The 26,002-nt window shown below is 61.9% G+C and carries 25 protein-coding genes and 1 tRNA gene; 12 read left to right on the forward strand and 14 right to left on the reverse strand.

Translation table 11 applies throughout. The annotated features are described in order from the left end of the window. Positions 1 to 232: 232 nt before the first annotated feature. From CO667_RS08285 to CO667_RS08300, 3 genes are all read right to left on the reverse strand, one after another. Positions 233 to 2,017 carry a gamma-glutamyltransferase family protein gene (locus tag CO667_RS08285; protein ID WP_097617918.1) on the reverse strand — a complete coding sequence of 595 codons (1,785 nt, stop codon included), beginning with the start codon at positions 2,015 to 2,017 and terminating at the stop codon, positions 233 to 235. A 49-nt stretch (positions 2,018 to 2,066) separates the two neighbouring features. Further along, positions 2,067 to 3,500, reverse strand: a complete 1,434-nt coding sequence (locus tag CO667_RS08290; protein WP_097617919.1) for a M81 family metallopeptidase — start codon at positions 3,498 to 3,500, stop codon at positions 2,067 to 2,069. Between the two features lie 893 nt (positions 3,501 to 4,393). Further along, positions 4,394 to 4,468, reverse strand: a tRNA-Gly gene (locus tag CO667_RS08300). 256 nt (positions 4,469 to 4,724) lie between these two features. Here CO667_RS08300 and CO667_RS08305 point away from each other — a divergent pair. The 4 genes from CO667_RS08305 (at position 4,725) to CO667_RS08320 (ending at position 7,334) form a co-directional block, all read left to right on the forward strand. Beyond that, positions 4,725 to 5,234, forward strand: a complete 510-nt coding sequence (locus CO667_RS08305) for a prolyl-tRNA synthetase associated domain-containing protein (protein ID WP_097617920.1) — start codon at positions 4,725 to 4,727, stop codon at positions 5,232 to 5,234. Between the two features lie 158 nt (positions 5,235 to 5,392). Beyond that, a complete protein-coding gene (gene trxA, locus CO667_RS08310) occupies positions 5,393 to 6,373 on the forward strand; it encodes a thioredoxin (RefSeq protein WP_097617921.1) in 981 nt (326 codons plus the stop codon). A 76-nt stretch (positions 6,374 to 6,449) separates the two neighbouring features. Beyond that, entirely contained in the window at positions 6,450 to 7,136 is a 687-nt protein-coding gene (locus CO667_RS08315; RefSeq protein ID WP_179874094.1) for an LON peptidase substrate-binding domain-containing protein, read from the forward strand. 9 nt (positions 7,137 to 7,145) lie between these two features. Then, positions 7,146 to 7,334, forward strand: coding sequence for a Trm112 family protein (locus tag CO667_RS08320; protein ID WP_003567459.1), 189 nt, complete (start codon positions 7,146 to 7,148; stop codon positions 7,332 to 7,334). A gap of 18 nt (positions 7,335 to 7,352) precedes the next feature. Here CO667_RS08320 and CO667_RS08325 read toward each other — a convergent pair whose 3' ends face one another. Beyond that, on the reverse strand, positions 7,353 to 8,567 hold the full coding sequence (locus CO667_RS08325) for a ubiquinone biosynthesis hydroxylase (protein WP_097617922.1): 1,215 nt from the start codon (positions 8,565 to 8,567) through the stop codon (positions 7,353 to 7,355). An 84-nt stretch (positions 8,568 to 8,651) separates the two neighbouring features. On the opposite strand from CO667_RS08325, the gene tesB reads away from it, so the two are divergent. From tesB to CO667_RS08355, 6 genes are all read left to right on the forward strand, one after another. Continuing rightward, positions 8,652 to 9,536 (forward strand): acyl-CoA thioesterase II, encoded by an 885-nt coding sequence (gene tesB / locus CO667_RS08330; RefSeq protein ID WP_097617923.1) that lies wholly within the window; start codon positions 8,652 to 8,654, stop codon positions 9,534 to 9,536. A gap of 210 nt (positions 9,537 to 9,746) precedes the next feature. Further along, positions 9,747 to 10,097 (forward strand): P-II family nitrogen regulator, encoded by a 351-nt coding sequence (locus CO667_RS08335; RefSeq protein ID WP_003543684.1) that lies wholly within the window; start codon positions 9,747 to 9,749, stop codon positions 10,095 to 10,097. A gap of 25 nt (positions 10,098 to 10,122) precedes the next feature. Beyond that, a complete protein-coding gene (locus CO667_RS08340; protein ID WP_097617924.1) occupies positions 10,123 to 11,547 on the forward strand; it encodes an ammonium transporter in 1,425 nt (474 codons plus the stop codon). A gap of 281 nt (positions 11,548 to 11,828) precedes the next feature. Continuing rightward, positions 11,829 to 14,519, forward strand: coding sequence for a DNA translocase FtsK (locus CO667_RS08345; RefSeq protein ID WP_097617925.1), 2,691 nt, complete (start codon positions 11,829 to 11,831; stop codon positions 14,517 to 14,519). A 140-nt stretch (positions 14,520 to 14,659) separates the two neighbouring features. Further along, complete coding sequence (locus CO667_RS08350; RefSeq protein WP_097617926.1) at positions 14,660 to 15,328, forward strand: outer membrane lipoprotein carrier protein LolA; 669 nt, start codon at positions 14,660 to 14,662, stop codon at positions 15,326 to 15,328. Between the two features lie 100 nt (positions 15,329 to 15,428). After that, a complete protein-coding gene (locus tag CO667_RS08355) occupies positions 15,429 to 16,232 on the forward strand; it encodes an exodeoxyribonuclease III (RefSeq protein ID WP_097617927.1) in 804 nt (267 codons plus the stop codon). Between the two features lie 19 nt (positions 16,233 to 16,251). Here CO667_RS08355 and CO667_RS08360 read toward each other — a convergent pair whose 3' ends face one another. Both CO667_RS08360 and CO667_RS08365 read right to left on the reverse strand, forming a co-directional pair. Further along, on the reverse strand, positions 16,252 to 16,707 hold the full coding sequence (locus tag CO667_RS08360; RefSeq protein WP_097617928.1) for a cyclic nucleotide-binding domain-containing protein: 456 nt from the start codon (positions 16,705 to 16,707) through the stop codon (positions 16,252 to 16,254). A 116-nt stretch (positions 16,708 to 16,823) separates the two neighbouring features. Continuing rightward, complete coding sequence (locus tag CO667_RS08365) at positions 16,824 to 17,507, reverse strand: response regulator transcription factor (RefSeq protein ID WP_003582964.1); 684 nt, start codon at positions 17,505 to 17,507, stop codon at positions 16,824 to 16,826. Between the two features lie 166 nt (positions 17,508 to 17,673). On the opposite strand from CO667_RS08365, the gene CO667_RS08370 reads away from it, so the two are divergent. Continuing rightward, positions 17,674 to 18,195: a L,D-transpeptidase family protein gene (locus tag CO667_RS08370; RefSeq protein ID WP_097617929.1), complete on the forward strand. Its 522-nt coding sequence runs from the start codon at positions 17,674 to 17,676 to the stop codon at positions 18,193 to 18,195. A gap of 134 nt (positions 18,196 to 18,329) precedes the next feature. After that, positions 18,330 to 19,160 carry an aldo/keto reductase gene (locus CO667_RS08375; RefSeq protein WP_097617930.1) on the forward strand — a complete coding sequence of 277 codons (831 nt, stop codon included), beginning with the start codon at positions 18,330 to 18,332 and terminating at the stop codon, positions 19,158 to 19,160. A 90-nt stretch (positions 19,161 to 19,250) separates the two neighbouring features. Here CO667_RS08375 and CO667_RS08380 read toward each other — a convergent pair whose 3' ends face one another. From CO667_RS08380 to rpsP, 8 genes are all read right to left on the reverse strand, one after another. Then, complete coding sequence (locus CO667_RS08380; RefSeq protein ID WP_097617931.1) at positions 19,251 to 19,592, reverse strand: cell surface protein; 342 nt, start codon at positions 19,590 to 19,592, stop codon at positions 19,251 to 19,253. A gap of 262 nt (positions 19,593 to 19,854) precedes the next feature. After that, positions 19,855 to 21,264, reverse strand: a complete 1,410-nt coding sequence (gene leuC / locus CO667_RS08385) for a 3-isopropylmalate dehydratase large subunit (RefSeq protein WP_097617932.1) — start codon at positions 21,262 to 21,264, stop codon at positions 19,855 to 19,857. Between the two features lie 366 nt (positions 21,265 to 21,630). Continuing rightward, a complete protein-coding gene (locus tag CO667_RS08395) occupies positions 21,631 to 22,449 on the reverse strand; it encodes an amino acid ABC transporter permease (protein WP_097617933.1) in 819 nt (272 codons plus the stop codon). Positions 22,450 to 22,466: 17 nt separating this feature from the next. Then, positions 22,467 to 23,264 carry a basic amino acid ABC transporter substrate-binding protein gene (locus tag CO667_RS08400; protein WP_097617934.1) on the reverse strand — a complete coding sequence of 266 codons (798 nt, stop codon included), beginning with the start codon at positions 23,262 to 23,264 and terminating at the stop codon, positions 22,467 to 22,469. 182 nt (positions 23,265 to 23,446) lie between these two features. Beyond that, positions 23,447 to 24,001 carry a 50S ribosomal protein L19 gene (rplS, locus tag CO667_RS08405; RefSeq protein WP_028758031.1) on the reverse strand — a complete coding sequence of 185 codons (555 nt, stop codon included), beginning with the start codon at positions 23,999 to 24,001 and terminating at the stop codon, positions 23,447 to 23,449. A 212-nt stretch (positions 24,002 to 24,213) separates the two neighbouring features. Continuing rightward, positions 24,214 to 24,915: a tRNA (guanosine(37)-N1)-methyltransferase TrmD gene (gene trmD, locus CO667_RS08410; protein ID WP_097617935.1), complete on the reverse strand. Its 702-nt coding sequence runs from the start codon at positions 24,913 to 24,915 to the stop codon at positions 24,214 to 24,216. Then, positions 24,915 to 25,484: a ribosome maturation factor RimM gene (gene rimM, locus CO667_RS08415; protein ID WP_097618103.1), complete on the reverse strand. Its 570-nt coding sequence runs from the start codon at positions 25,482 to 25,484 to the stop codon at positions 24,915 to 24,917. The genes trmD and rimM overlap by 1 nt, the downstream gene beginning before the upstream one ends. A 116-nt stretch (positions 25,485 to 25,600) precedes the next feature. Further along, positions 25,601 to 25,972 carry a 30S ribosomal protein S16 gene (gene rpsP, locus CO667_RS08420; RefSeq protein WP_085738669.1) on the reverse strand — a complete coding sequence of 124 codons (372 nt, stop codon included), beginning with the start codon at positions 25,970 to 25,972 and terminating at the stop codon, positions 25,601 to 25,603. Positions 25,973 to 26,002 lie beyond the last annotated feature (30 nt).

Consider the following 26,002-nt stretch of genomic DNA (forward strand, 5'->3'; position numbering starts at 1 on the left):
CCATGCTCAACATGGTGGCCGTCCCCGGGCAAATCAAACCTTTTTGATTCGTAGGGATAAGAGAACACTGGGCGGAACTGGTCGTTAATAATTATTGGTGAAATAATATCTAGCAGAAGTCATATAAGCGCTGCAGCAAAAAAGCCACGCCGCTCCGGGCGGGCACAGGTTATTTTCCCGCAATACTTGTTCTCTCCGGCGCGCCTTGAAGCGGCCGACGAAGCCTTGGGCGCTACCGTCCGACCGCATAGGCTTGCATCAGGCGCGGGGTCGCTGCGGCGCGCATCAGTCCGTCGGCATCGCGTCTTGCTGCGGTCAGCCGGCCGATCGTCCATTCATCGGCCACCGTCAGCTTGTGGCCCTGGCGGGCGAGTGCGGCGAGCACATCGGCGCCGAAATTCGCTTCCACCATCAGGCTGCCGGGCTCGCGGGTGCGAGGATAAAAGGAGCTCGGGAAATGCGACGTATGGAAGAGCGGCTGGTCGATCGCCGCCTGCAGGTTCAGCTTGTGGTGCGCATGCCGCAGGAATAAGGAGAGCTGCCATTGCTCCTGCTGGTCGCCGCCCGGCGTGCCGAAGGCAAGCGTCGGACGGCCCTCGTAGAGGCCGAGCGAAGGCGTCAGCGTCGTGCGCGGCCGTTTGCCCGGGGCAAGCGAGGTCGGCAGGCCTGATTTCAGCCAGAACATCTGGGCGCGGGAATTGAGGCAGAAGCCGAGGCCGGGCACGGTCGGCGAAGACTGCAGCCAGCCGCCGGAGGGCGTGACGGAGACCATGTTGCCGTCGCGGTCGATCACGTCGATATGCACGGTGTCGCCACGCTTTTCGGAAAGATGCGCCATGGTCGGCTCATAGACGGTGCCGGTCCTGGAATCTGCGCCGAGCATCGTCATCGTCAGATCATGCTGCGCCTCCAAGTCGGGCACGATGCCGGGACGAAGATCGAAGCTGGCATCCGCGCTGATAAGCTTGCGGCGCTCGGCGGCATAGGCCTCCGACAGCAGATGCGCGACGGGGACCTCGGAAAAATCCGGATCGCCGTAATAAACCTCGCGGTCGGCGAAGGCGAGCTTCATCGCCTCGGCGACGGTATGGACGAAATCGGCGCCGGCCGGGTCCATCGCGGCGAGATCGAAGCCCTTGAGGATCGACAGGGTCTGCAGGAAAACCGGACCCTGGCCCCAGGGGCCGGTCTTGGCAATCGTCCAGCCGTGATAGTCATAGGTCAGCGGCGCCTCGATCGTCGCCGACCAACTCGCCATGTCGTTTGCGGTGAGCACGCCCTTGTGGCGCTTGCCGCTCGCATCCATCACCTCGGCGGTCTTGAGATAGTTGTCGATCGTCTCGGCGATGAAGCCGCGATAGAAGGCGTCGCGGGCCGCTTCCACCTGCGTTTCCCGGCCGTGTTTCGTTTCGGCCTCGGCAATGACACACTTCCAGGTTTCGGCAAGCACCGGGTTCTTGAAATTCGCATGCGCCCCGGGGACGCTGCCGCCGGGCAGCCAGGTCTCGTAAGAGGTCGGCCATTCCTTCTCGAAGAAAGATGCCAGCCCCTTGATGGTGGCGGAAACACCAGGCAGCAGGGGATGGCCGTGCCCGGCATAGTAGATCGCCGGCTCCAGCACCTCGCGCACGCTCATCGAGCCATAATCGCGCAGCATCAGCATCCAGCCGTCGAAGGAACCGGGGATGACCGTAGCAAGCAGGCCGTCGCCGGGAATGAGCGTCAGGCCTTCGCCCGCATAGTGCTCGATGGTGGCGCCGGCGGGTGCCGGTCCCTGCGCGCAGATGACCTCGACCTTGTCCTTCCTCTTCGAATAAATCACCGCCGGCAGGTCGCCGCCCGGGCCGCAGAGATGCGGCTCGACGATCTGCAGCACGAAGCCCGCCGCCACCGCGGCATCGAAGGCGTTGCCGCCCTTTTCGAGAATGCTCATGCCGACCGCCGAGGCGATCCAGTGTGTCGAGGTGACGACGCCGAACGTGCCGAGGATTTCTGGACGGGTCGTGAATGCCGTCATGTCAAATGTCCTTTCCGGGAAATCAGATCTCGTTCGGATCGGTCGAAGCTCAGGCGCGCGCGGAGAGAAAGACCTGCAGCTCGAAGGCAAAGTCCTTGTCGAAGGGATAGGTCGGATGCTGCTTGCGCAGCCGCGGCAGGCGCTCGACGAACTGGTCGACGACCCCTGTCGACAGCGCCATCAGGTTCGGATTGGCGATCGGCGCCAGCTCCGGCGAGAGGTAACCCGATTTGACGACGATAATCCTTGCCGTGTGCGGGTCGAGGCCGAGCCGGGTGAAATCGACGATATTGTGATAGGGCCGGCGTTTGGCGCAGAGCACGAGATCGATCCCGCCGATGGAAACGACGGCCTGGCGGTCGGTCGGGTCCGCGGTTTCGTGCAGGAATTTGATCGTGAAGCGGGCGGTCACCGGCTTACTGCCCTTGGTATCGAGCGAGGCGCCGACGCTGAGCTCCCGTTCGGCGCCGATGCCGGCGGCATAACAGGCCTCGGTCGCCGCCTTGTCGGTGATGCCGGCGAAGATGACGCCGGCAGCACCCCTGGCGATCAGTTCGGCCAGCACATCGGCCCGGTCCCCGACGCCGCCGCCTGTGGGGTTGTCGCCGGATTCGGCAAGCACGACGGGCGCGGTCGGGCTTGCGATCGCTCTCGCGACGCATTCCTCGACCGAGCCGGTTTCACAGCCGAAGACGAAGTCTTCGCGCACGTCCCAATAGGCCTTGGCGAGACGCTTGGCTTCCCGCTCCAGCACGGCACGATCGGTGCCGGTCATGATGGCGGCGGCGGTGGCGCGGGGTTCGTCGGCCCAGACATAACCGACCATCAGCGATGCATCCCAGACGCCGTCGATCGCATCGATCCCGGGCAGCAATTCATAGAGGCTCTTAGCCGGCTCATCGACGGTGCTGCTGCGCTCGCCGGGTAGGACGACCGGGATCGGCGCCCAGAGGACGACCGGCTTCTCGCCGGTCTTCAGGCTCTTCACCAGCATGGAGACCGAGCGGCGCATCGTCTCCTCGACATCGATATGCGGTGCGGTGCGATAGGTGGAATAGATGTCGAGCGCATCGATGATGCGCTGGGTGACGTTGCCGTGCAGGTCATAGCTGGCGGAAACCGTGCAACCCTCGCCGACCAGCGCCCGCGCCGCGCTGATCCAGTCGCCCTCGGCATCCTCCATGCCCTCGACATACATGGCGCCGTGCATGGCGAGATAGAGACCGTCGAGCGGCAGCAGCGGCTTCAGCCGCTCGAGGAATTCACCCTTGAAGGCCTCGTAAGTGGCGCGCGCAACCGGCCCTCCGGCAATGGCGCGGGCATGGATCGTCGGCAGGAACTCGGCATCGTAATCCTTGAGGAAGGCGAAGTAGGGTGATGCCAGCAGTGCGTCCCCACGCACCACACGAAAATCCTTCTCCTCGTTGAGGACGGGGTTGTATGTGCTGCATTCGATATGAATGCCACCGACGGCGATGCGCATGAGGAACCTCAGTTGGTGTTGGGAGCAATCAGGACGTTATGGGCGTTGATGCTGGCATCCCGGCGAGTGCCCGCGTCGACGCGCGGGGTGCGGATCGGTGTCGCTCGATGGCGTTCGTGCTGCAATAAACTGACCATTCGGGATCCGATCCGAAGACGCGTCCTTTTGCATCGACAATAGGTTTACAAACGAACCAATCAACCAAAATAAATTACAATCTAAAGCCGGCGTCGAGGTGGAAGATGCCGAAATCGGTGAGCCTCCGGCCGACTCGGTTTTTTCCGTCGGATGCCGCTGACCGATTGCTGCCGACAAACGCAGTCGCGTCGCCATAAGGAAAAAATCCCACTTCGGAATCCCGAAATTCCCTCGCTTCGGGATTCCGAAATTCGTCCTGTTGCGGGCAGTGTCGCCGCAGGGAAACATCCAATGATTTCAAACCCACAACCAATTTCGGGATTCCGAAGTGCTATATAGACTATGGTGGGGAGCCGGCGGGCTGATGTTTCATCGAAGAGGAAGTCGATGCCTACGCGCTAGGAGGCTATCCGCAGTATCCTTCTAGAATGGCGATGATTCACGACCTCATCAGGTATTCGACCACAGGACCCGCTGTCAGAATGCCAGGTATGTCTCCAATGCGATCGGCAACCCAGAAGCCGCAAAGAAGCGGTCCGGACCGTCATCGCCCTTGATGCGAGAGTTGGCGCTTAGCGCCACAAAGTGGCGAGCTAAAATGCTTGAGCATCAGTCATTTGCTGCTGCACCAGGATTTCAGGATGCAATCTGGATTCGGAAACGCATGAGTTTCGGAGCTATATGCTCTCTTGCCGTACCTGGCGCAACGGCGCCTATCGCGGCGCTACGCAAACGTTTAATTTTCTGGGAGAAACTGGAGCGGGCGAAGGGATTCGAACCCTCGACCCCAACCTTGGCAAGGTTGTGCTCTACCCCTGAGCTACACCCGCTCAATCCGCATCGGTCCGGGGTAGTTGTTGGACCGTGGGCGCCGCCTTGTGGCGACGGGCGCTATATGGCCTAACGGATTTTCAAATGCAACAGGGAAATGACGAAGAGGCGAAGAAAAATTCCGGCGGTCGCAGAGGCCGGGCGGAAAGGCCGCAAATGTGGGGGTAGAGCGTCGGTGGCGAAGATTGCCAAATGATGTGGACGGACTTAATCAGGACGCCTCGCCTTTTCCCTTCCTATCCAATGGATTGCCCGATGTCCGAAAATGCCCCGAAGACAAGAGACGAATTGTTTGCCTTTCTCGACGGGCTCGGCATCGCCCACAAGACGGTCGATCACGCGCCTGTCTTCACTGTGGCCGAATCGGTTGCTCTGCGCGACGAGATCCCCGGCGGGCATACCAAGAACCTCTTCGTCAAGGACAAGAAGGACAGGTATTTCCTGCTGACCGTGGAGGAAAATGCCGAGGTCGATCTCAAGCAGGTGCATAATTTGATCGGCGGGTCCGGCCGGGTTTCCTTCGGCAGGGCCGAGAAGCTGATGGAATATCTCGGGGTCGTTCCGGGAGCGGTCACCGCCTTCGGCGCGATCAACGATACGGCAGGGAGCGTCACCTTCGTGCTCGATGCCGATCTGATGGGCGAGGAGATCGTCAACTGCCATCCGCTCTCCAACGACGCGACGACCTCGATTGCGAGCGGCGACCTTATCCGTTTCATGGAAGCGACCGGACACAAGCCGCTTGTCTTGAAAGTGACGTCCTGACATACGATTTTAGCGCTGAAGCGCGTGGGGATCTTTTCAGTTCGCTTGCCGCGCTTTAGCCTTTGGTTTTGTGCATGTCTTTATCGCAAAACCGCTACACTTTTGCGCGACATGCTTTAGCAAAGACGCCGGCAGGATCGGCGCGGCGGGAGACACCTATGAGCGGCAGCGACAACCCCTATAACGGTTCCTTCGGAAATCAGATGACGGCGACGACAAGCTTCGGCGCAGCACCGGCACCGGCACCCGCGACTGCGGCCGGCAGCTACATCACGGACACGACGACCGCGAATTTCGGCAGGGACGTCATCGAGGAATCACGCAAGCAGCCGGTGCTGGTCGATTTCTGGGCACCCTGGTGCGGCCCGTGCAAACAGCTGACGCCGGTCCTGGAAAAAGTGGTCAACGAAGCCAAGGGCCGTGTCAGGCTGGTCAAGATGAACATCGATGACCATCCCTCGATTGCCGGCCAGCTCGGCATCCAGTCGATTCCCGCCGTCATCGCCTTCGTCAACGGCCGCCCCGCCGACGGCTTCATGGGCGCGGTGCCGGAAAGCCAGATCAGCCAGTTCATCGACCGTATCGCCGGACCGGCCGGCGCCGACGAAGCGGCCGAGATCGAAGCCGTGCTGACCGAAGCGGCAGAATTGCTGGCCGCCGGCAATATCAACGAGGCCGCCCAGCTCTACGGCGCGGTGATGCAGGCCGATCCCGAGAACGCCAAGGCGCTGGCCGGCATGGCCGAATGCATGATCGCCGCAAACCAGCATGAGCGGGCGCGCCAGGTGCTGAGCGAGCTGCCGGAAGAGCTTTCGAAAGACGCCGGAATCCAGGCGGTGCTGAAAAAGCTCGAACAGATCGAGGAAGCGCGCAAGCTCGGCGATCCCGTGGCGCTCGAACGCGACCTGGCTGCCAATCCCGACGACCATGAGGCGCGGCTGAAGCTTGCCAAGATCCTCAATGTCGAAGGCCGGCGCGACGAAGCGGCCGAGCACCTGCTGCTGATCATGCGCAAGGACCGCGCCTTCGACGATGACGGCGCCCGCCGCCAGCTGCTGCAGTTCTTCGAGGTCTGGGGCTTCAAGGATCCGGCGACGGTTTCCGCCCGGCGCAAGCTTTCGGCGATGCTGTTCTCCTAAGTTTAGGAGATCTGCCCTTGCGTTTTCCGGTGGGGGCACCACATTCTCGTCAGAACGGGCATGCCCGTTTACAAGAATGCGGGACGGTTTCATGCAAGTCGGTAATGCCAGATACCTGAAGCCGGGCGATCTGCCTGATACGATCGCTGTCTTCCCCCTGACCGGTGCCCTGCTTCTGCCGGCGGGGCAGCTTCCGCTCAATATTTTCGAGCCGCGTTATCTGGCGATGCTGGATGCGGCGCTGACCGGAAACCGGCTGATCGGCATGGTGCAGCCGGCGCTCGGCGAACACGAGGACAAGGGCGGCGAACCCCACCTTGCCGCGGTGGGCTGCCTTGGCCGCATCACCTCCTTCGCCGAGACCGGCGACGGGCGCTATATCGTCTCGCTGACCGGCGTCTGCCGCTTCCGGCTCTTGGAGGAGAAGGCGACCAGCGGTCCCTTCCGCACCTTCCGGATCGCCCCGTTCATCGCCGATCTCTCGGCCGCGAACGAGGAGGAGGCGGTCGACCGCGCAGCCCTTCTCACCGCCTTCAAAGCCTATCTCGATGCCAACAAGCTGGAAGCCGACTGGGAGAGTGTCGAGCGGGCGAGCAATCTGACGCTCGTTAATTCGCTGGCGATGATGTCGCCGTTCGGGCCGGCTGAAAAACAGGCGCTGCTCGAGGCGCCCGATTTGAAGACGCGGGCCGAGACGCTGATCGCCATTACCGAGATCGTGCTGGCGCGGGTCTTCGGTGACTCCGACACGGTTCTGCAGTAGGGTTCGGCCATGGACGAAAAACTCAGCCGCGTCGATCCGAAACTGCTCGAACTCCTGGTCTGCCCGCTCTCCAAGGGGCGGCTTTCCTATGATCGCGAACACAATGAACTCGTTTCGGAAAAGGCGCAGCTCGCCTATCCGATCCGTGACGGTATTCCGATCATGCTGGTGTCCGAAGCCCGCCGCCTCGACGAATAGCGTCTCTCACTCCCGTCCTTAAATCGTCTGGCCGGCCAGCAGCCGCGGATTGTCCTTGGCCGTCGTTCCGGCCGCCTGGCCGATGAAGAAGGATTTGAGGCGCGGCAGCCGGTCGACGATGCCGAGGCCAACGTCTCGGGCGATGCGGATCGGCGTCGCGTCGTTGGAAAACAGCCGGTTCAGCACGTCGGTCGTCATGCCCATGCGGAACGTGTCGAAGCGCCGCCAGGTCTGGTAACGCTCGAGAATGTTGATCGAGCCGATATCGAGGCCGAGGCGATCGGCCTCGACAATCGTTTCGGCGAGTGCCGCCACATCCTTGAAGCCGAGATTGAGGCCCTGCCCGGAAATCGGGTGAATGCCGTGGGCGGCGTCGCCGGCCAGGGCAAAACGCGGCGCAACGAAGGCGCGGGCCAGCGTTAGGCCGAGCGGGAAGGCGCGCTTGTCGCCGATGACCTTCAGTGCGCCGAGCTTGTGGCCGAAGCGGCGTTCGAGCTCTTCCTCGAAGACCAGATCGTCGGCGGCGACCAGCCGATCGGCATCATGCGTCCGCTCGGTCCAGACCAGCGAGGAGCGGTTGTTCTTGAGCGGCAGGATGGCAAAAGGGCCGGCCGGCAGGAAATGCTCCTCGGCGCAGCCGTCATGCGGCCGCTCGTGTTCGACCGTTGCAACGATGCCGGACTGGCCGTAGTCCCAGGTGACGGTCTTGATGCCGGCGAGATCGCGCAGCGTCGAGCGCACGCCGTCGCAGGCAACCAGCAGCCGGCTCTCCAGCGTGCTGCCGTCCGATAGCGTGACGGTGACATGGGTGTCCTGGGTCTTCAGTTCGGTGGCGCCGAGCCCGTGGCGGATGTCGATGCCGAGCCGCTCGCAGACGCCGCGCAGCGCTGCGACCATCACAACATTCGGGATCATGTGGGCGAAGGGCCGGCCCTCGGCCACTTCGCCGTCGAAGGTCAGAAACACCGGGCGCACCGGATCGGAGGTCTTGGAGTCGGTGACGATCATTTTGGTGATCGGCTGGGCTTCCGGCTCGATCTCGTTCCAGATGCCGAAGACCTCGAGCATTTTCGCCGCCGCGGCGATGACGGCGGAAGCGCGCGTATCGTTTTTCCAGACATGCTCGGGCGCCGCCTCGACGACCAAGACATTCAGATGCGGTGCTGCCTGTTTGACCGCGACGGCAGCGGAAAGGCCGACATAGCCCCCGCCCACAACCAGCATATCAAGCATCGCGCCGCTCCCGTACCTTGTGCCTCAGATGTGATCTATATAGATCATCGCAACTTCACTTCCTACCGTCGGGAGGCATACAAAATGACGCGCGAGACATCAGGGCCTTCGGCGATGGAGACGCTGCTTTCGACGCTCGACCTGGAGCCGATCGAGGTCGATATCTTCCGTGGGCGCAGCCCGCAGGCCGGCTGGCAGCGGGTCTTCGGCGGCCAGGTAATCGGCCAGGCGCTGATGGCGGCGCAGCGCACCATCGAGGGCGAGCGTTTCGTGCATTCGTTGCATGCCTATTTCATGCGCCCCGGCGATCCCTCGGTGCCGATCATCTATCAGGCGGAGCGGATCCGGGACGGATCGAGCTTCAACACGCGGCGTGTCGTCGCCATCCAGCATGGCAGGGCGATCTTCGCGCTATCGGCCTCCTTCCAGGTCGAGGAGCCGGGCTTCGACCACCAGATCGCCATGCCCGAAGTCCAGATGCCGGAGGCGCTGCTCGGCGAACAGCAGATCAAGGAGCAATATCTCACGCATGCGCCGGAGGCGATCCGAAAATACTGGCAGCGCGAGCGGCCGATCGAGATTCGTCCCGTCTCGCTGACGCATTATTTTTCCGACAGGAAACTCGACCCCAAGCAGGACGTCTGGGTGCGCGCCACCGGCCCGGTTCCCGACGACCGGCTCTATCAGGCCGCAGTGCTTGCCTATCTCTCTGACATGACGCTGCTCGATACCTCGCTCTATGCACACGGCACGTCGATCTTCGACCAGAGCCTGCAGGTGGCGAGCCTCGATCATTCCATGTGGTTCCACAGGCCCTGCAAGCTCGACGACTGGTTGCTCTATACGCAGGACAGCCCGTCGGCTTCGGGCGCCAGAGGGCTGACCCGGGGCAGTCTCTTTACCCGATCGGGTGAGCTGATCGCCTCTGTCGCGCAGGAGGGTTTGATTCGGAAAAAGGCAAATGAATAAATAATGTGCATCTTTGAAAATTTGCGCATTATTTGTGCGCTTATTGGTCGTTCATTTGCCTGTTTATTGGCGTCACTTCATATAAGTGTTACTTTTCAATAAGTTATATCCAGTCACGAATCTGGCACGCCCTTTGAATGTATATCGCCGGTCGCTGTTCAGGAACGTCAGCGGCAAGGAGAGTCGGCTCCGTGCCGAGGATAACGAAGGATGGGAAACCAGATGAAAATTGTGATGGCTATTATCAAGCCGTTCAAGCTCGATGAGGTCCGCGAAGCTCTTACGGCGATCGGCATTCAGGGGCTGACCGTGACCGAAGTGAAGGGCTATGGCCGCCAGAAGGGGCACACCGAAATCTATCGCGGCACCGAATATGCGGTCAGCTTCCTGCCGAAGCTCAAGATCGAAATCGCCGTTGCATCGGAACTCGTCGACAGGGCGGTCGAGGCCATCGCGGCATCGGCCAAAACCGGTCAGATCGGCGACGGCAAGATTTTCGTCTATTCGATCGACCATGCCGTGCGCATCCGTACGGGCGAAACCGATTCAGAAGCGCTGTAAGCGGCAGATCAAGGAGCTCTTTCCAATGTCAATTTCGAAGTTTTCTTCCAGCTTTGCGCTGATTTGCGCAGCAACCGCCGCGCTTGTGGCGCCGGCTGTCGCTTTCGCGCAAGAAGCAGCGCCAGCCGCTGCCGCTGCTGCTCCTGCCTTCACCATGGACAAGGGTGACAATGCCTGGATGCTCGTCTCCTCGGCGCTCGTCCTTTTGATGACCATCCCCGGCCTTGCGCTGTTCTACGGCGGCCTGGTCCGTGCCAAGAACATGCTCTCGGTGCTGATGCAGGTCTTCATGATCACCGCCGTCGTGGCGCTGCTCTGGGTGACCTACGGCTATTCGCTCGCCTTCACCGACGGCGGCTCGCTGAACAGCTTCGTCGGCGGCTTCTCCAAGGCGTTCCTCGCCGGCGTCAACACGTCGTCGCTCGCTGAAACCTTCTCGAAGGGCGTCGCCATTCCGGAATACACCTTCATCGTGTTCCAGATGACCTTCGCCTGCATCACCCCCGGCCTGATCGTCGGCGCGTTCGCCGAACGCGTCAAGTTCTCGGCCGTCATGCTCTTCGTCGTGCTCTGGGTCACCTTCATCTACTTCCCGATGGCGCACATGGTCTGGTTCTGGGGCGGCCCGAGCTCCTACACCTCGCCGGCCGGCCTGATCTTCTCCTACGGCGCAATTGATTTCGCCGGCGGCACGGTCGTTCACATCAATGCCGGTATCGCGGGCCTCGTCGGCGCCATCATGCTCGGCAAGCGCACCGGTTATAAGAAGGAAATCATGGCTCCGCATTCGATGACGCTGACCATGGTCGGCGCCTCGCTCCTCTGGGTCGGCTGGTTCGGCTTCAATGCCGGCTCCAACCTCGAAGCCAATGGCTATGCCTCGCTTGCCTTTATCAACACCTTCGTCGCGACGGCTGCCGCCGCCGTGTCCTGGTGCATCGTCGAAAGCCTCACCCGCGGCAAGGCTTCGATGCTTGGTGGCGCTTCCGGTGCGGTTGCCGGTCTCGTCGCCATCACCCCGGCGGCAGGCTTTGCCGGCCCGATGGGCTCGATCGTTCTCGGCCTCATCGTCTCGCCGGTCTGCTACTTCTTCGTCGACGTCGTGAAGAACAAGTTCAACTACGACGACAGCCTTGACGTCTTCGGCGTTCATTGCGTCGGCGGCATCATCGGTGCTCTCGGCACCGGTATCCTCGTCAATCCGGCGCTCGGCGGTGCAGGCATCGTCGATTATTCCACGGCCGATTTCGCTGCCTCCTATGCCGGCACGGCAACCCAGGTGCTGGCCCAGGCCAAGGGCGTGCTGACGACGCTCCTGTGGTCGGGCATCGGCTCGGCGATCCTCTACAAGATCGTCGACGTCGTCATCGGCCTGCGCGTCACCGTCGAAGCCGAGCGCGAAGGTCTCGACCTTTCGACCCACGGCGAAGCTGCCTACCACTCTTCCTGATCACAGGGTTTGCGGCGCCCGGCAGAAGGGCGCCGCTTTATGGCCCGTCGCGGCCTATCTAGAGCTTTTCCGGGTTAGACCCGGAAAAGCTGCCATAGACCGCATTTGGCCCGGACCTTCCAAGGTTCGGGCCTTTTTTCATTTCCCTGCCCGGAATGCCCGTCCAGGCGTGCATGGTTAACATCGCTTTAACCCGGCTCTGATTAGGTAGAGCGGACGCATTTTGGCATGGCGAAGCTTCGGTGATTCGCATGCCCTCAGGCATTGGACGGGTTAGACACATGGCAAGAAGCACGTCGCCGGCGATGGATGGCCGTCCGGATCGGTTCTCCTTCTCGGCATTCATGCTGCGGCAGATCCAGGCGCTCATCGGCTTTGCGATCTTTCTGCTGCTGGCACTCTGCGTCGCGGCGCTGGCGACATGGAACGTCGCGGATCCGAGCTATTCCTATGCCACCGCCAACCTGCCGACGAATATTCTCGGCTACAGCGGGGCTGCCTTTGCCGATATCGTCATGCAGTTCCTCGGCCTTGCCAGCGTCGTTTCGATGCTGCCGATCGTCGCCTGGGCGCTGACGCTGATCTCGGGCCGCCGCTTCAGCCGTATCCCCGCCCGTGCCGGCGCCTGGCTTGCCGGCACGGTGCTTTCCTGCGCCGTCATCGGCTGCTTTCCGCCGCCGCTCACCTGGCCGATCCCGAACGGCATCGGCGGCGTCGTCGGCGATATGATCCTGCGTTTTCCCGCACTCTTCGTCGGCGCCTATCCCACCGGCACCTTCGCCATGGTCGTCGGCTGCATTTTTGCAGCACCCACCGCCTGGATGATGCTCTTTGCGTCGGGCCTCGTCGGCCGCAGCGAGGCCGAGGAAGAGACCGAGGACGATTACGCCGGCACAACAAGCAAGGCCCGCGTCGTCGGCGACGAGGACGAGGACGACGAGTCGCGCTGGGTCGCTCTCAGCGGTGCGATGACGCATGCCTGGTACATGAGCCAGGGCCGGCTGCGCCGGCTCTTCGGCATGGGGCCGCGCAAGCGCCGCCAGGGCGATTTCGAATCACCCTATGATTTCAACGATGACGAGTTCGGCACGCTGAACGAACCGGTGCGCGCCAAGGCGCCGACCGTCCGCGGCGAGCGCATGGAGCCGTCGATGGAGCCGTCGATGGGAGCAAGGGCGGCGTCACCGCGGCGCATCGTCTCCGCGCCGTCGCTTTCCGTCGATGACGACGATGACGACGACGATCTGCCCTTCGATGCCGACATGCCGCCGCGCCCGGCCGATATCCTGCCCGACGATGATGACGACGACTGGATGATCCGCGCGCCGGCCAAGGCCGCCGGCAAGCCGGAACCGCGCGTCGTTCCCGTGGTGGCGCGTCCGAAGCCCAGCGCCCGCATCGAGCGGGAGGCGCAGGGCTCGTTCATCCGTCCCGAGGGTTTCCAGCTTCCCTCGATGCATCTGCTCGCCGAACCGAAGAATGTCGTGCGCGACTCCACGCTCTCGGCCGATGCGCTGGAGCAGAACGCCCGCATGCTCGAAGGCGTGCTTGAAGATTTCGGCGTCAAGGGCGAGATCATCCATGTCCGCCCCGGCCCCGTCGTCACGCTTTACGAACTGGAGCCGGCCCCCGGCATCAAGTCGTCGCGCGTCATCGGCCTTGCCGACGATATCGCCCGCTCGATGAGCGCCATTGCCGCCCGCGTCGCCGTGGTGCCCGGCCGCAACGCGATCGGCATCGAATTGCCGAACCAGACGCGCGAGACCGTCTATCTCCGCGAACTCATCGCCTCCCGGGATTTCGAAGGCAGCAAGGCGAAGCTCGCCATGGCGCTCGGCAAGACGATCGGCGGCGAAGCCGTCATCGCCGACCTCGCCAAGATGCCGCATCTGCTCGTTGCCGGCACCACCGGTTCGGGCAAATCGGTCGCCATCAACACGATGATCCTGTCGCTGCTCTATCGTATGACGCCGGAACAGTGCCGGCTGATCATGATCGACCCGAAGATGCTCGAACTCTCCGTCTATGACGGCATCCCGCATCTGCTTTCGCCTGTCGTTACCGATCCGAAGAAGGCGGTCGTCGCGCTCAAATGGACGGTGCGCGAGATGGAAGAGCGCTACAAGAAGATGTCGAAGATCGGCGTGCGCAACATTGACGGCTTCAACAGCCGCGTCGAGCAGGCCTTGTCGAAAGGCGAGGCGATCTCGCGCACGGTGCAGACCGGCTTCGATCGCCATACCGGCGAGGCGATGTACGAGACCGAGGAATTCGACCTCAGGCCGATGCCCTATATCGTCGTCATCATCGACGAGATGGCTGACCTGATGATGGTCGCCGGCAAGGATATCGAAGGCGCCGTGCAGCGTCTGGCGCAGATGGCGCGTGCCGCCGGCATCCACGTGATCATGGCAACCCAGCGTCCGTCGGTCGATGTCATCACCGGCACGATCAAGGCGAACTTCCCGACCCGCATTTCCTTCCAGGTGACCTCGAAGATCGACAGCCGCACCATTCTCGGCGAACAGGGCGCCGAACAGCTGCTCGGCATGGGCGACATGCTCTACATGGCGGGTGGTGGGCGTATCCAGCGCGTCCACGGTCCGTTCGTTTCGGATGTCGAGGTGGAAGAGATCGTCTCCTATCTCAAGACCCAGGGCTCGCCGCAATATCTCGATGCGATCACCGCCGATGACGACGAGGATGGCGATTACGCCGGCGGCGGTGGGGGCGGTCCGGCCGGCACATCAAACCTTTCGGATTCGGAAGATCCTTACGATCAGGCCGTCGCCATCGTGCTGCGTGACGGCAAGGCCTCGACCTCCTACGTCCAGCGTCGGCTCGGCATCGGCTACAACCGGGCCGCCTCGCTGATCGAGCGGATGGAGAAGGAAGGCATCATCGGGCCGGCCAACCATGCCGGCAAACGCGAAATTCTCGTTCCCACCGAAGGCGACATCCTCGACCGCTGAAATAATCGGCATATATTTCCGATAGGGCCGCTTTTGCGGAAACCTGACGGCATCGAAGCCGTTACTTGTCGCGAGGCCGATCGTAACGCCTTGAAGACGCCGCCTTTCGGCAGCATGCAGATCGCATAAAGGAGATTTAGATGAGTCACTCCGATACCTTCCTCTCCGGCCTGGCGATGACGCGCCGCGATCTGCTCGGCGCCTTTGCCGTCGCTGCGATGGCGAGCGCCATTCCTCTCGGTGCTTACGCACAGGCGGCAGCCCCTGCCTCCGGCACCGCGCAGGCGATCGCCGATCATTTTTCCGGCGTCACGACGATGCAGGGCGAATTCGTGCAGTTCGGTCCGCGCGGTGAACAGACCGGCGGCAAGTTCTTCATCCAGCGCCCCGGCAAGCTGCGCTTCAACTATGACGACCCGTCGCCGATGCGGGTGATCGCCGATGGTAAAAACGTCGCCATCGGCAATACCAAGCTGAAAACCTGGGATCTCTATCCGCTCTCCAAGACGCCGCTCAGCCTGCTGCTGGCGCAGCATATCGACCTGTCGGCTGGCATGGTGAAGGGCGTGAAGGAAGAGTCGGACCTGACGACGATCGCGCTCGGCAACAATACGGTGTTCGGCAACTCGACCATCACCATGATGTTCGACCCGAAGACCTACGACCTGCGTCAGTGGACGATCACCGACAATCAGGGCAAGGACACGTCGGTGATGATCTTCAACGTCAAGACGGGCGTGCAGTTCGACGATCGCGTGTTCCGCGTGCCCTATGAGACCATTCCGGGGACGCCTCAGTCGCGCGACTGACCTTTTCGGTTGATCGCAGACCGCTTTCGCACGCGCCCGGTTCCCTCGCGCCCACCTTTGTTTTAAAGCCCTTTCATGAGAGCGTGAAAGGGCGTCGGGCATGAGTTTTTCGATCACCACCTGGAACATCAATTCGGTGCGGCTGCGCATGCCGATCGTCGAGCAGCTCGTTCTCAAGCACAGGCCCGATATTCTCTGCCTGCAGGAAACCAAGGTGCCGAACGAGCTGTTTCCGGCAGCGCCGCTGCGGGCGATGGGCTACGATCACATCATCATCCACGGCCAGAAAGGCTATCACGGCGTGGCGATTGCCTCGCGCCTTCCGCTGACGGAGGATCACCGGCAGGATTATTGCGGGGTCGGCGATGCCCGCCACATCTCGGCGATCGTCGAGCGCGGCAATCGTCGTATCCGGCTGCATAATTTCTACGTTCCGGCCGGCGGCGACGAGCCGGATCGTACGATCAATCCGAAATTCGGCCACAAGCTCGATTTCATCGAGGAGATGAAGCAGCTGAAAGCCAATGGCGAGGCGAATACCTCGGCGATCCTCGTCGGCGACCTGAACATCGCGCCGCTGGAGCATGATGTCTGGTCGCACAAGCAGCTCCTGAAGATCGTCAGCCATACGCCCGTCGAGACCGACGGGCTGCTCGAGGTGATGAAGCGCGGCGGCTGGCACGATCTGATGCGCCAGCATGTGCCGGAAAGCGAAAAGCTCTTTACCTGGTGGAGCTATCGCGCCAAGGACTGGGAAGCTGCCGATCGCGGCCGCCGTCTCGACCATATCTGGTCGTCATCGGATCTCGGGCCGCACCTCAAGCGCATCGAAATCCTCAAGGAGGCGCGCGGCTGGGATCGACCCTCCGACCATGTGCCGGTGACGGCGCATTTCGATTTCTGATGCAGCGCTCTAATGCGGCTCAGCTGAAGCGGTAGAACTGGCTTGCGGCCTTTGCCGCAAGTTCGGCGAGATTGTCGCGGATGCGGTTCTCGATCAGCCGGGCGGCGTCCGGATATTCCTCGATCAGCCGGTGGAAGAGGGCGCGGGTGATGCGGATGATGCTGGTGTCCTCGCGCGCGATGGCCGTGAATTTGCGCTCCACCAGCGTGACCAGCGCCAGCTCGGAAACCAGCGTTCCGGGACCGGCGACCCCCTCCGTCTTCTGCATGCCGTCGCTGCTCATTGCGCTCAACTCCAGGCTGCCGCTGAGGATGACATAGGCGCTCTCGGCGGGTGAGCCCTGGCGAAACAGCATCTGGCCGGCAGCGATCATGCGCCGGTCGGCGCCGAAGGCGATCAAGCGCAGCTGATCCTCGTTCATGTCCTTGAACAGAGGAAGCTGGGCGAGCAGGTGGATGTCGTCGGTCAGCGCCATGCGGGCTTTTCGCCTTAAAGCAATTCCAGCAAAACCGCGTCGCGATTTTGTGTCCGAAATTGCGTGAAAACAAAGAGATAGAACATCTCCGTGATTTGGAGAAAAACGGAAATGCTCTAGGGTATGATCTTGTAGCCGCCGTTTTCCGTCACGAGGATTTCGGCATTGGAGGGATCGCGCTCGATCTTCTGGCGCAGCCGGTAGACGTGGGTTTCCAGCGTATGCGTCGTCACGCCTGAGTTATAGCCCCAGACTTCTTCGAGAAGCACGTCGCGGGTGACGACTTTCTGCTCGGCACGGTAGAGATAACGGATGATCGCCGCTTCCTTTTCCGTCAGCCGGATCTTCTGGCCGTTGTCGGTGGTGAGCAGCTTCTGGCTCGGCTTGAAGAGGTAGGGGCCGACGGTAAAGGTCGCGTCTTCGCTCTGCTCGTGTTGGCGCAGCTGCACACGGATGCGCGCGAGCAGCACGGCGAAGCGGAAGGGTTTGGTGACATAGTCGTTGGCGCCGGCTTCGAGGCCGAGGATCGTGTCCGAATCGGTATCGTGGCCGGTCAGCATGATGATCGGCGCCTTGAAGCCGCCCTTGCGCAGCAGCTTCACCGCTTCGCGGCCGTCCATATCGGGCAGGCCGACATCCATGATCAGCAGATCGACGGGTGTCGAGCGGGCGGTCGCAACACCCTTGCCGGCGTTGGCTTCCTGCAGAACCGAAAACTCCTCATACAGCGACAATTGCTCCGTCAGGGTCTGACGAAGGTCGTCGTCGTCATCCACCAGAAGAATGGTGCGTGCGGTCATGCCGTTGCGTCCTCATGTTAAGTTCCCTAGTCCTACGCCAAATTCCTGGTTTGGCAAGGATCGGGCGGCGGACTGTTGCCGCGCAGGTTTTCATATGATTTCAATTGGAGTCCCAGACAATCCAAGACATGCGAGAAAAATGGAAAAAACAAGGCGGGCGCCGGGGATGAAGCCGTCGACGATCGTCGTGCGGCCTGCGCCGGGAAAGAAGAGCCGGGCGATCGTCCGGCTCGGCGCGATCACCGTGCCTGCGGCGATCGGCCGGTCCGGCCGCACCGTGATCAAACGCGAGGGCGACGGCGCCACGCCGATCGCCTCGATGAGGCTACTCTCCGGTTTCCGGCGCGGCGAGCGGAACGGCCGGCTCGCCACGTCTCTTCCCATCCGCCGTATCCGCGCCGACATGCTCTGGTGTGATCAGCCTGACAATGCCAGCTACAACCGCCTCGTCAGGGCGCCATGCGGCGCAAGCCATGAGGAGATGCGGCGCAGCGACGGGCTCTACGATATCTGCCTGGTGATGGACTGGAATATCTCCTCGCGTGCGCGTTATCGCGGCTCGGCGATCTTCTTCCATCTGATCCGGCCGGGCTACGAGCCGACGGCCGGCTGTGTCGCGGTGAGTCTGCGCGACATGCGCCGCCTGCTGCCGCATCTTCGGAAGGGCACAATTGTCCGGGTGCTCTGATTGTTTTGTGGAGGCGGCTGCCTATATGCTTTCCGTGACCGAACGCTCCGGCTGAAAAGCGTTCCGGGACGTCCGCGCATGCGTGGGCGCAATTCATTGCCTCGTCCAATTCTTCAAACTTCCGGAGATATATTGTGACCGCTCAACCCATCATCACTTTCCATGACGGACATTCCATTCCCCAGGTCGGCCTCGGTGTCTGGCAGACGCCGCAGGAGATCGCCGCTCCCACCGTGCGCACGGCGATCGCCGCCGGCTACCGCCACATCGATACGGCGTCCGGTTACGACAACGAAGAGGGCGTCGGCGAAGGCATCCGCTCCTCCGGCCTCGACCGCAAGGATATCTTCGTCACCACCAAGCTCAGGAATACCGACCAGGGCTACGACAATGCGCTGCGCGCCTTCGACGGCAGCCTGAAGAAGCTCGGCTCCGACTATGTCGACCTCTATCTCGTTCACTGGCCGTCGCCGCATCGCGGCCTTTATACCGAGACCTGGAAGGCCTTCGTGCGCATCCGCGAAGAGGGCCGCGCCCGCTCGATCGGCGTGTCGAATTTCAATCCCGAGCATCTGGAGCGGATCATCGGCGAGACCGGCGTCGTTCCCGTCATCAATCAGATCGAGCTGCATCCCGATTTCCAGCAGAAGGCGGCGCAGGAAGCCCACAAGAAGCTCGGTATCGTCACCGAATCCTGGAGCCCGCTCGGCCAGGGCAAGTTCATCACCAATGCCGTCATCGGTGAGATTGCGGGCAAACACCGGAAGACGCCGGCCCAGGTCATCATCCGCTGGCACATCGACACCGGCCTCGTCGTCATTCCGAAGTCGGTGACGCCGTCGCGTATCGAGGAGAATTTCCAGGTGTTCGACTTCAAGCTCGATGCCGACGACATGGCGGCGATCGCCATGCTCGACAGCGCCGGCGCCCGCATGGGGCCGGACCCGCTGACGGCAACCTTCTGACCGTCGTTGCGCTCATGCCGATCAGCGGCCGCCCCGGAGGAGAGATCATCCGGGGCGGCGGTTGTTTAAAGGAGGAGTGCGGCCTTCCCGTCAATAATTGCAGTTCGAGGATCCGTTGGTCGGCGCAAAACCGTGGTCGCAGCTATCGTTCAGGCGCTGCGGCCGTCCGATCGAGCCGGTATAATAATCGTTGAAGGCGCGCGCCGGATACCAATAGCCGTTCGAGCTCTTGATATAGCCGGAGCGGGGGCTGCTATAGCCCCGATATCCGTTGAGATAGGGTATCTTGCTTTGCGCGATCTGGTGCAGCAGGCCGGAAGAGGCCATGACCGGCGGTATCGTCGGATGGATCGGCGCGGCGGCGATCGATGCCTGCGATGCAAACACGATCAGGCTGGCTTGCAGCAAGCTCCGTACTATTTTCCGCCTCATGGCCAGTACCCCGATGGCGCGGTGTTCGCCGGAGCCTGAACGGTATCAGTCGCGTATCGCGCTCTATATCAATGAGGCCACATGCGTTGCCGGATGTCGATTGCCCGAAAGGATGAAATCGGAAAGAGGGCCACGCACAAACGGGCTCATCCGCTCAATCATAACTGTCGGCGAGCGAAGCAGAGGCGCCATGAAATACGAAACCGCCCGATGCATCCGGAGCGCATCGGGCGGCTTTCACTCATTTCTGTCGGATGACAGATCAGTTCCACTCGCGGATATCGACGAAGTGACCGGCGATCGCGGCAGCTGCCGCCATTGCCGGCGAGACGAGATGCGTGCGGCCTTTGAAGCCCTGGCGGCCTTCGAAATTGCGGTTCGAGGTCGAAGCGCAGCGTTCGCCCGGCTTCAGGCGGTCGTCGTTCATCGCAAGACACATGGAGCAGCCCGGCTCGCGCCAGTCGAAGCCGGCGGCCTTGAAGATCTTGTCGAGGCCTTCGGCTTCCGCCTGTTCCTTGACGAGGCCGGAGCCCGGAACGATCATCGCGTCGACGGTGGCGGCCACCGTCTTGCCTTCGACGACCTTGGCGACTTCGCGCAGATCCTCGATGCGGCCGTTGGTGCAGGAGCCGATGAAGACGCGGTCAAGCGTGATGTCGGTCATCTTGGTGCCCGGCTTCAGGCCCATATAGTCGAGCGCGCGCCACTTGGAGGTGCGCTTGGTCTCGTCCTGAATATCGTCGGGGTTCGGCACAATGCCCTGGACGGAGATGACGTCCTCGGGCGAAGAGCCCCAGGAGACGATCGGCGGCAGGCTGGCGGCATCGAGCACGACGATGCGGTCATAATGAGCGCCTTCGTCGGTCTGCAGCGTCTTCCAATAAGCGATCGCCTGTTCCAGCGCCTCGCCCTTCGGCGCGCGGGGCTTGCCCTTGATGTATTCGAAGGTCTTTTCATCAGGGGCGATCAGGCCGGCGCGGGCGCCGCCTTCGATCGTCATGTTGCAGATGGTCATGCGGCCTTCCATCGACAGCGCGCGGATGGCTTCGCCGGCAAATTCGATGACGTGGCCGGTGCCGCCAGCGGTGCCGATCTCGCCGATGATGGCGAGGATGATGTCCTTGGCGGTGACGTGCGGCGGAAGCAGGCCGTCGACACGCACCAGCATGTTCTTTGCCTTCTTCTGGATCAGCGTCTGGGTCGCCAGAACATGCTCGACCTCGGAGGTGCCGATGCCATGCGCCAGAGCCCCGAAGGCGCCGTGCGTCGAGGTGTGGCTGTCACCGCAGACGATGGTCATGCCGGGCAGGGTGAAGCCCTGTTCCGGACCGACGATGTGAACGATGCCCTGGCGCTTGTCGCTTGCCGAATAATATTCGACGCCGAATTCAGCGGCGTTGGTGGCGAGCGCCTCCACCTGGATGCGGCTTTCCTCGTTCTTGATGCCGAGATGACGGTCGGGCGAGGTCGGAACGTTGTGGTCGACGACGGCGAGCGTCTTTTCCGGCGCGCGAACCTTGCGGCCGGTCATGCGCAGGCCTTCGAACGCCTGCGGCGAGGTGACTTCATGGACCAGATGGCGGTCGATGTAGAGAAGACAGGTGCCGTCTGCCTGTTCGTCGACCAGATGATCGTCCCAGATCTTGTCGTAGAGGGTACGCGGTGCGCTCATGGCGTTAAGTCCGTTTTTTGGAAGCTTTGGAAAATCGAGAATGCGGATCAGGCTCCGCGGCCGTCATTCGATCAACGAAGTCGGCTGTTGAGCGCACCGGACACGCAGGCAAAAAACCGCGCCGGCAGGCGATAATGGTCCTGCAGCACGAAAATATGCGCGCCTGTGCATCTGAACTTGGATTCCATGGCGCTGGATATAGCGATTTTTGATCGAAACGGCAATTCGAATCGTGAGGCGGCTAGAGCGGTTCAGCTTTTCATGGAATCGGAGAACCGCTCTAGGTTTTTATTTTTACGCAATTCCCGGCAAAAGCGCTTCGCGCTTTGCCTGGGAAAACCGCTGCGCACTTTTCCTGGAATTGCTTTAGCGCCGCGGCATCTGCTTCATCTTCTTCTCGATCCGCCGCAGGAAAAGCGACAGGCCGATCGTCAGGAGCAGGTAGATATAGGTGACGATAGAATAGGTTTCGAAGAAGCGGAAGGAGCCGGAGGCATAGACCTTGCCCATCTGCGTGATGTCGGCGACGCCGAGAACGGAGACGAGCGACGAATCCTTCACCATCGAGACGAAGTCGTTGGAGAGCGGCGGGAAGATGACCCGGATCGCCTGCGGAAAGACGACGAGCCGGAAGCGGCGGTAGCGCGACAGGCCGAGCGACTTGGCCGCCTCGATCTGGCCGATATCGACCGACTGGAAGCCGGCACGGAAGATTTCGGCGATGAAGGAGGAATAGCCGATCATCAAGGCGAAGATGGCGCGCCACATCAGCGACAGGTCCCGCACGAGGATCGGCTCGGCAATGCCTGCCTTCACCAAGGGCGTGATGGCGAAGTTATAGGCTGCAACAAAACCCGGCGCGCCGACAAAGGCGACATAAAAGAGCAGCACCAGCATCGGGATGCCGCGGATGATCTCGATGTAGAAACGGGCGATCTGGCGCAGCACGATGCTATCCGCCAGACCGAGCAGCGCGATACCGAGACCCAGCGCTGTTGCCAATATAAAGGCGACGAGTGTGACGAACACGGTAATGCCGGCGCCATTGACCACGGTCCGGAAGACCTGTGTGTAAATGCCGTTGGTGATGATGACGGCAGCGAGGACGATGCCGATCAGGGCAAGGACGACCAGCCACCAGGGACGGTCGTCCTTCTCGTGTCGCGGGGATGGTGGCAGTGCCATCTGCGATCGCTCGGGGATTATTCGCCCATCTTGTAGTCGAGGAACCACTTCTTGTTCAGCGCATCGAAGGTGCCGTCGGCCTTCAGCGCGGCGATGGCGGCATTGACGGGAGCGACGAGATCGGAGCCCTTCGGGAAGATGAAGCCGAAATCCTCGGTGCCGAGCGGCTCACCGACCACCTTCAATGCGCCGTTCGAGGAATCGACATAGCCCTTGGCAGCGACGCTGTCGGTGAGGACGAGATCGACGTCGCCTGTCTTCAGAGCCTGCACGGTTGCGCCGAAGGTTTCGAAAAGCTTGATACGTGGGTTCTGCTCGTTGCCGTCGAGGATTTCATAGACGGCGGTATAAAAAGGCGAGGTGCCGGGCTGGGCGCCGATCAGGCCGTCTTTGAATTCGCCGAAGGACTTGGCGTCGGTGAAGCGCTTCTCGTCGCCGCGCACCAGCATGAACTGCTGTGAGCGCAAATAGGGGTCGGAGAAATCCACCTTCTGCTTGCGGTCTTCCTTGATGGTGATGCCGGTCATGCCGATATTGTACTGGCCGTCGGAAACCGCCTGGATCATCGCGTCCCAGCTGGTGTTCTGATATTCGACCTTGAAATTCAGCCGCTTGGCGATCTCGTTCATCGCATCATATTCCCAGCCGATCGCCTTGCCGGATTTCGGGTCGACGAATTGCAGCGGCGGGTAAGCATTTTCGGTGACGACGACGACGCTCTTGCCGCCGAGATCCGGCAGTTCGGCGGCCGATGCGGCCAGGGGTGCAAGAGCAAGGGCGGCGAGGCTCGCTAGAACGGTACGACGAAACAACATTGAATGGTTCCCAAAAATTGAACGGCAAAATTGTCACGGAAGATAGGCCCGAGGCAAGGCCGCCGGCTGCGTGACCAAGCAAAAAATAGAAAAGGCGACCCGAAGGCCGCCTTTCCAAGCAAAGAATTTTGCTGCAAGCGAAGAATTTTGCTTCAAGCAAAGAATTTTGCGTGGCGCAGATCTTATTCTGCTGCCGGTTCCGCTGCAGCGGCTGCTGCTTCTGCGGCGGCCTTTTCAGCCGCGGCCTTGGCTTCCGCAGCTTCTGCTGCTGCCTTCTCGGCGGCGAGCGCCTGAGCGGCTGCGACCTTTTCGGCTTCGATGCGTGCCTTTTCCTCGGCAATGGCGGCGCGCTCGGCGTCGTTGAGCTTGCGGGCGCGGACGCCGGTGTCTTCAACGATACGGGCAGACTTGCCGCGACGGTCGCGGAGGTAATAGAGCTTGGCGCGACGGACCTTACCGCGGCGAACGACGTCGACGCTTTCGATCATCGGCGAGTAAACCGGGAATACGCGCTCGACGCCTTCGCCGTAAGAGATCTTGCGGACCGTGAAGTTTTCCTGCAGGCCGCCGCCGGAGCGGGCGATGCAGACGCCTTCATAGGCCTGAACGCGGGTACGGTTGCCTTCCGTGACCTTCACGTTGACGCGGACGGTGTCGCCCGGGGAAAATTCGGGAAGCGTACGCTTGGCTTCGATCTTGGCGGCCTGTTCGGCCTCAAGCTGCTGAATGATGTTCATCGTCTTAACCTTTGGTTCTTCTGAAACAGCCAGAGCGCTCGACACTGATCCTTCGGAACTGGCCTCAGGACTTTGCCCTTCAGGGCGGGAGCGGGTTCGCCATTCTTTGTTTGCTGGCAGACGGGGATAACCCCATTTCCGCGTGCGCCAATACACGAAAGACCGGGGCTTGTCATCCCTCGCACGACATTTTTGTGAAGGAGAGGGTGGAATCAGCCGCTTTTCTCGGCCTTAGCCCTTTCGAAGAGGTCCGGCCGCCGCTCCCGCGTCAGCCGCACCGCCTCTTCGTGCCGCCATTTGTCGATGGCGCCGTGGTTGCCCGACGTCAGGATGGAGGGGATTTCCCGGCCTTCCCACGCCTGCGGCCTGGTGTAATGGGGATGTTCCAGCAGCCCGCCTTCGAAGCTTTCGTGCAGGCCGGAAAGATCGTTGCCCATGACACCGGGCAGGATGCGGATGATCGCATCGAGCAGGATCAGGGCGGCCGGCTCGCCGCCGGACAGCACATAGTCGCCGATCGAGACCTCTTCCAGTCCACGCGCCTCGATCACCCGCTGGTCGACGCCCTCGAAGCGGCCGCAGACGATGATGACGCCGTCGCCGGACGCAAGCTCGCGCACGCGTTCCTGTGTCAGCGGCCGGCCGCGCGGGCTCATCAGCAGCCGCGGACGGGTATCGTTTTCCGAGGAACTGTCGATGGCGCGGGCGAGAACGTCTGGTTTCAGCACCATGCCGGCGCCACCGCCGGCCGGGGTGTCGTCGACGGTGCGGTGCTTGTCGGTGGCGAAATCGCGGATCTGCACCGCGTCCAGCGACCATTGCCCACGCTCCATCGCCTTGCCGGCGAGCGAGAAGCCCAGATGTCCCGGAAACATTTCCGGATAAAGTGTCAGCACGCTCGCCCGGAAGGCCATCACTTCTTCTTTTTCGGCTTGTCTGCGGTGAATTTCGAAAGCTCTTCGGGATCGTCGACCAGTCCCGCCGCCAGCGGATCGATCAGCAGCGTGCCGGCCTCGAGGTCGATCTCCAGCACCGAGGCTTCGGAGAAGGGGATCAGCACCGGGCGCTTGCCCGGACCCTTGAGTTCCAGCAAATCGCCGGCGCCGAAATCGAAGACGCCGGTGACCGTGCCGTAGCTGACGCCCTTGTCGTCAAGTGCTTCGAGCCCCTCGAGATCGGCGTAGTAGAACTCGTCGTCCTCCAGCTCCTCGTCCGGCAGGTTATCGCGCTCGATATAGAGTTCCAGGCCGTTCAGCGCCTCGGCGGCATTGCGGTCGTTGACGCCGCGGAAGCGGACGACGACGACATTCTTGGTCTCGCGGATTTCGAGGACTTCGAAGCTGCGGCCGTCCATGCTGTGCAGGTGGCCGTAGTCGCCAAGGGCGCCGGGATCGGCCGTGTAGGCCTTGGCGCGCACCTCTCCCCGGAGGCCTTGCGCACCGCCGATCGTTGCCATCAGAACGGGGTTTTCAAGCTTTGTCATGGGTTCCTTCATGTGAAGCCGAAAGACAGGTTTCTCATAAACGAAGTGCGCAGGATTGGAAACGAAAACGGGCGGCATGTCGCCATGCCGCCCGTTCGATCGAGGGACTATCCCGATTATTCCGCGGCGTCAGCAGCAGCAGCGGCGGCGTCAGCGATCTTCTGAGCCTTTTCTGCGGCGCGTTCCTGGGCGCGCTTGCCGGGCTTTGCCTTCTCAGGGTTGTTCTTGGCTTCGCGCTTGGCAACGCCGGCTTCATCGAGGAAACGCAGAACGCGGTCGGTCGGCTGGGCGCCGTTTTCGATCCAGTGCTTGATGCGCTCGGCGTTCAGCTGAACGCGCTTCTCGTCGTCCTTGGCGAGCATCGGGTTCCAGGAGCCGAGGTTTTCGAGGAAGCGGCCGTCACGCGGGCTGCGCGCATCGGCGAGAACGACGTGGTAGTACGGACGCTTCTTGGAGCCACCGCGGGCGAGACGAATTTTCAGTGCCATGTTCTTTACTCCTTAGGCTTTTCTTGACCG

This window comes from Rhizobium sp. L43 (assembly GCF_002531725.1).
Taxonomy (GTDB): Bacteria; Pseudomonadota; Alphaproteobacteria; order Rhizobiales; family Rhizobiaceae; genus Rhizobium.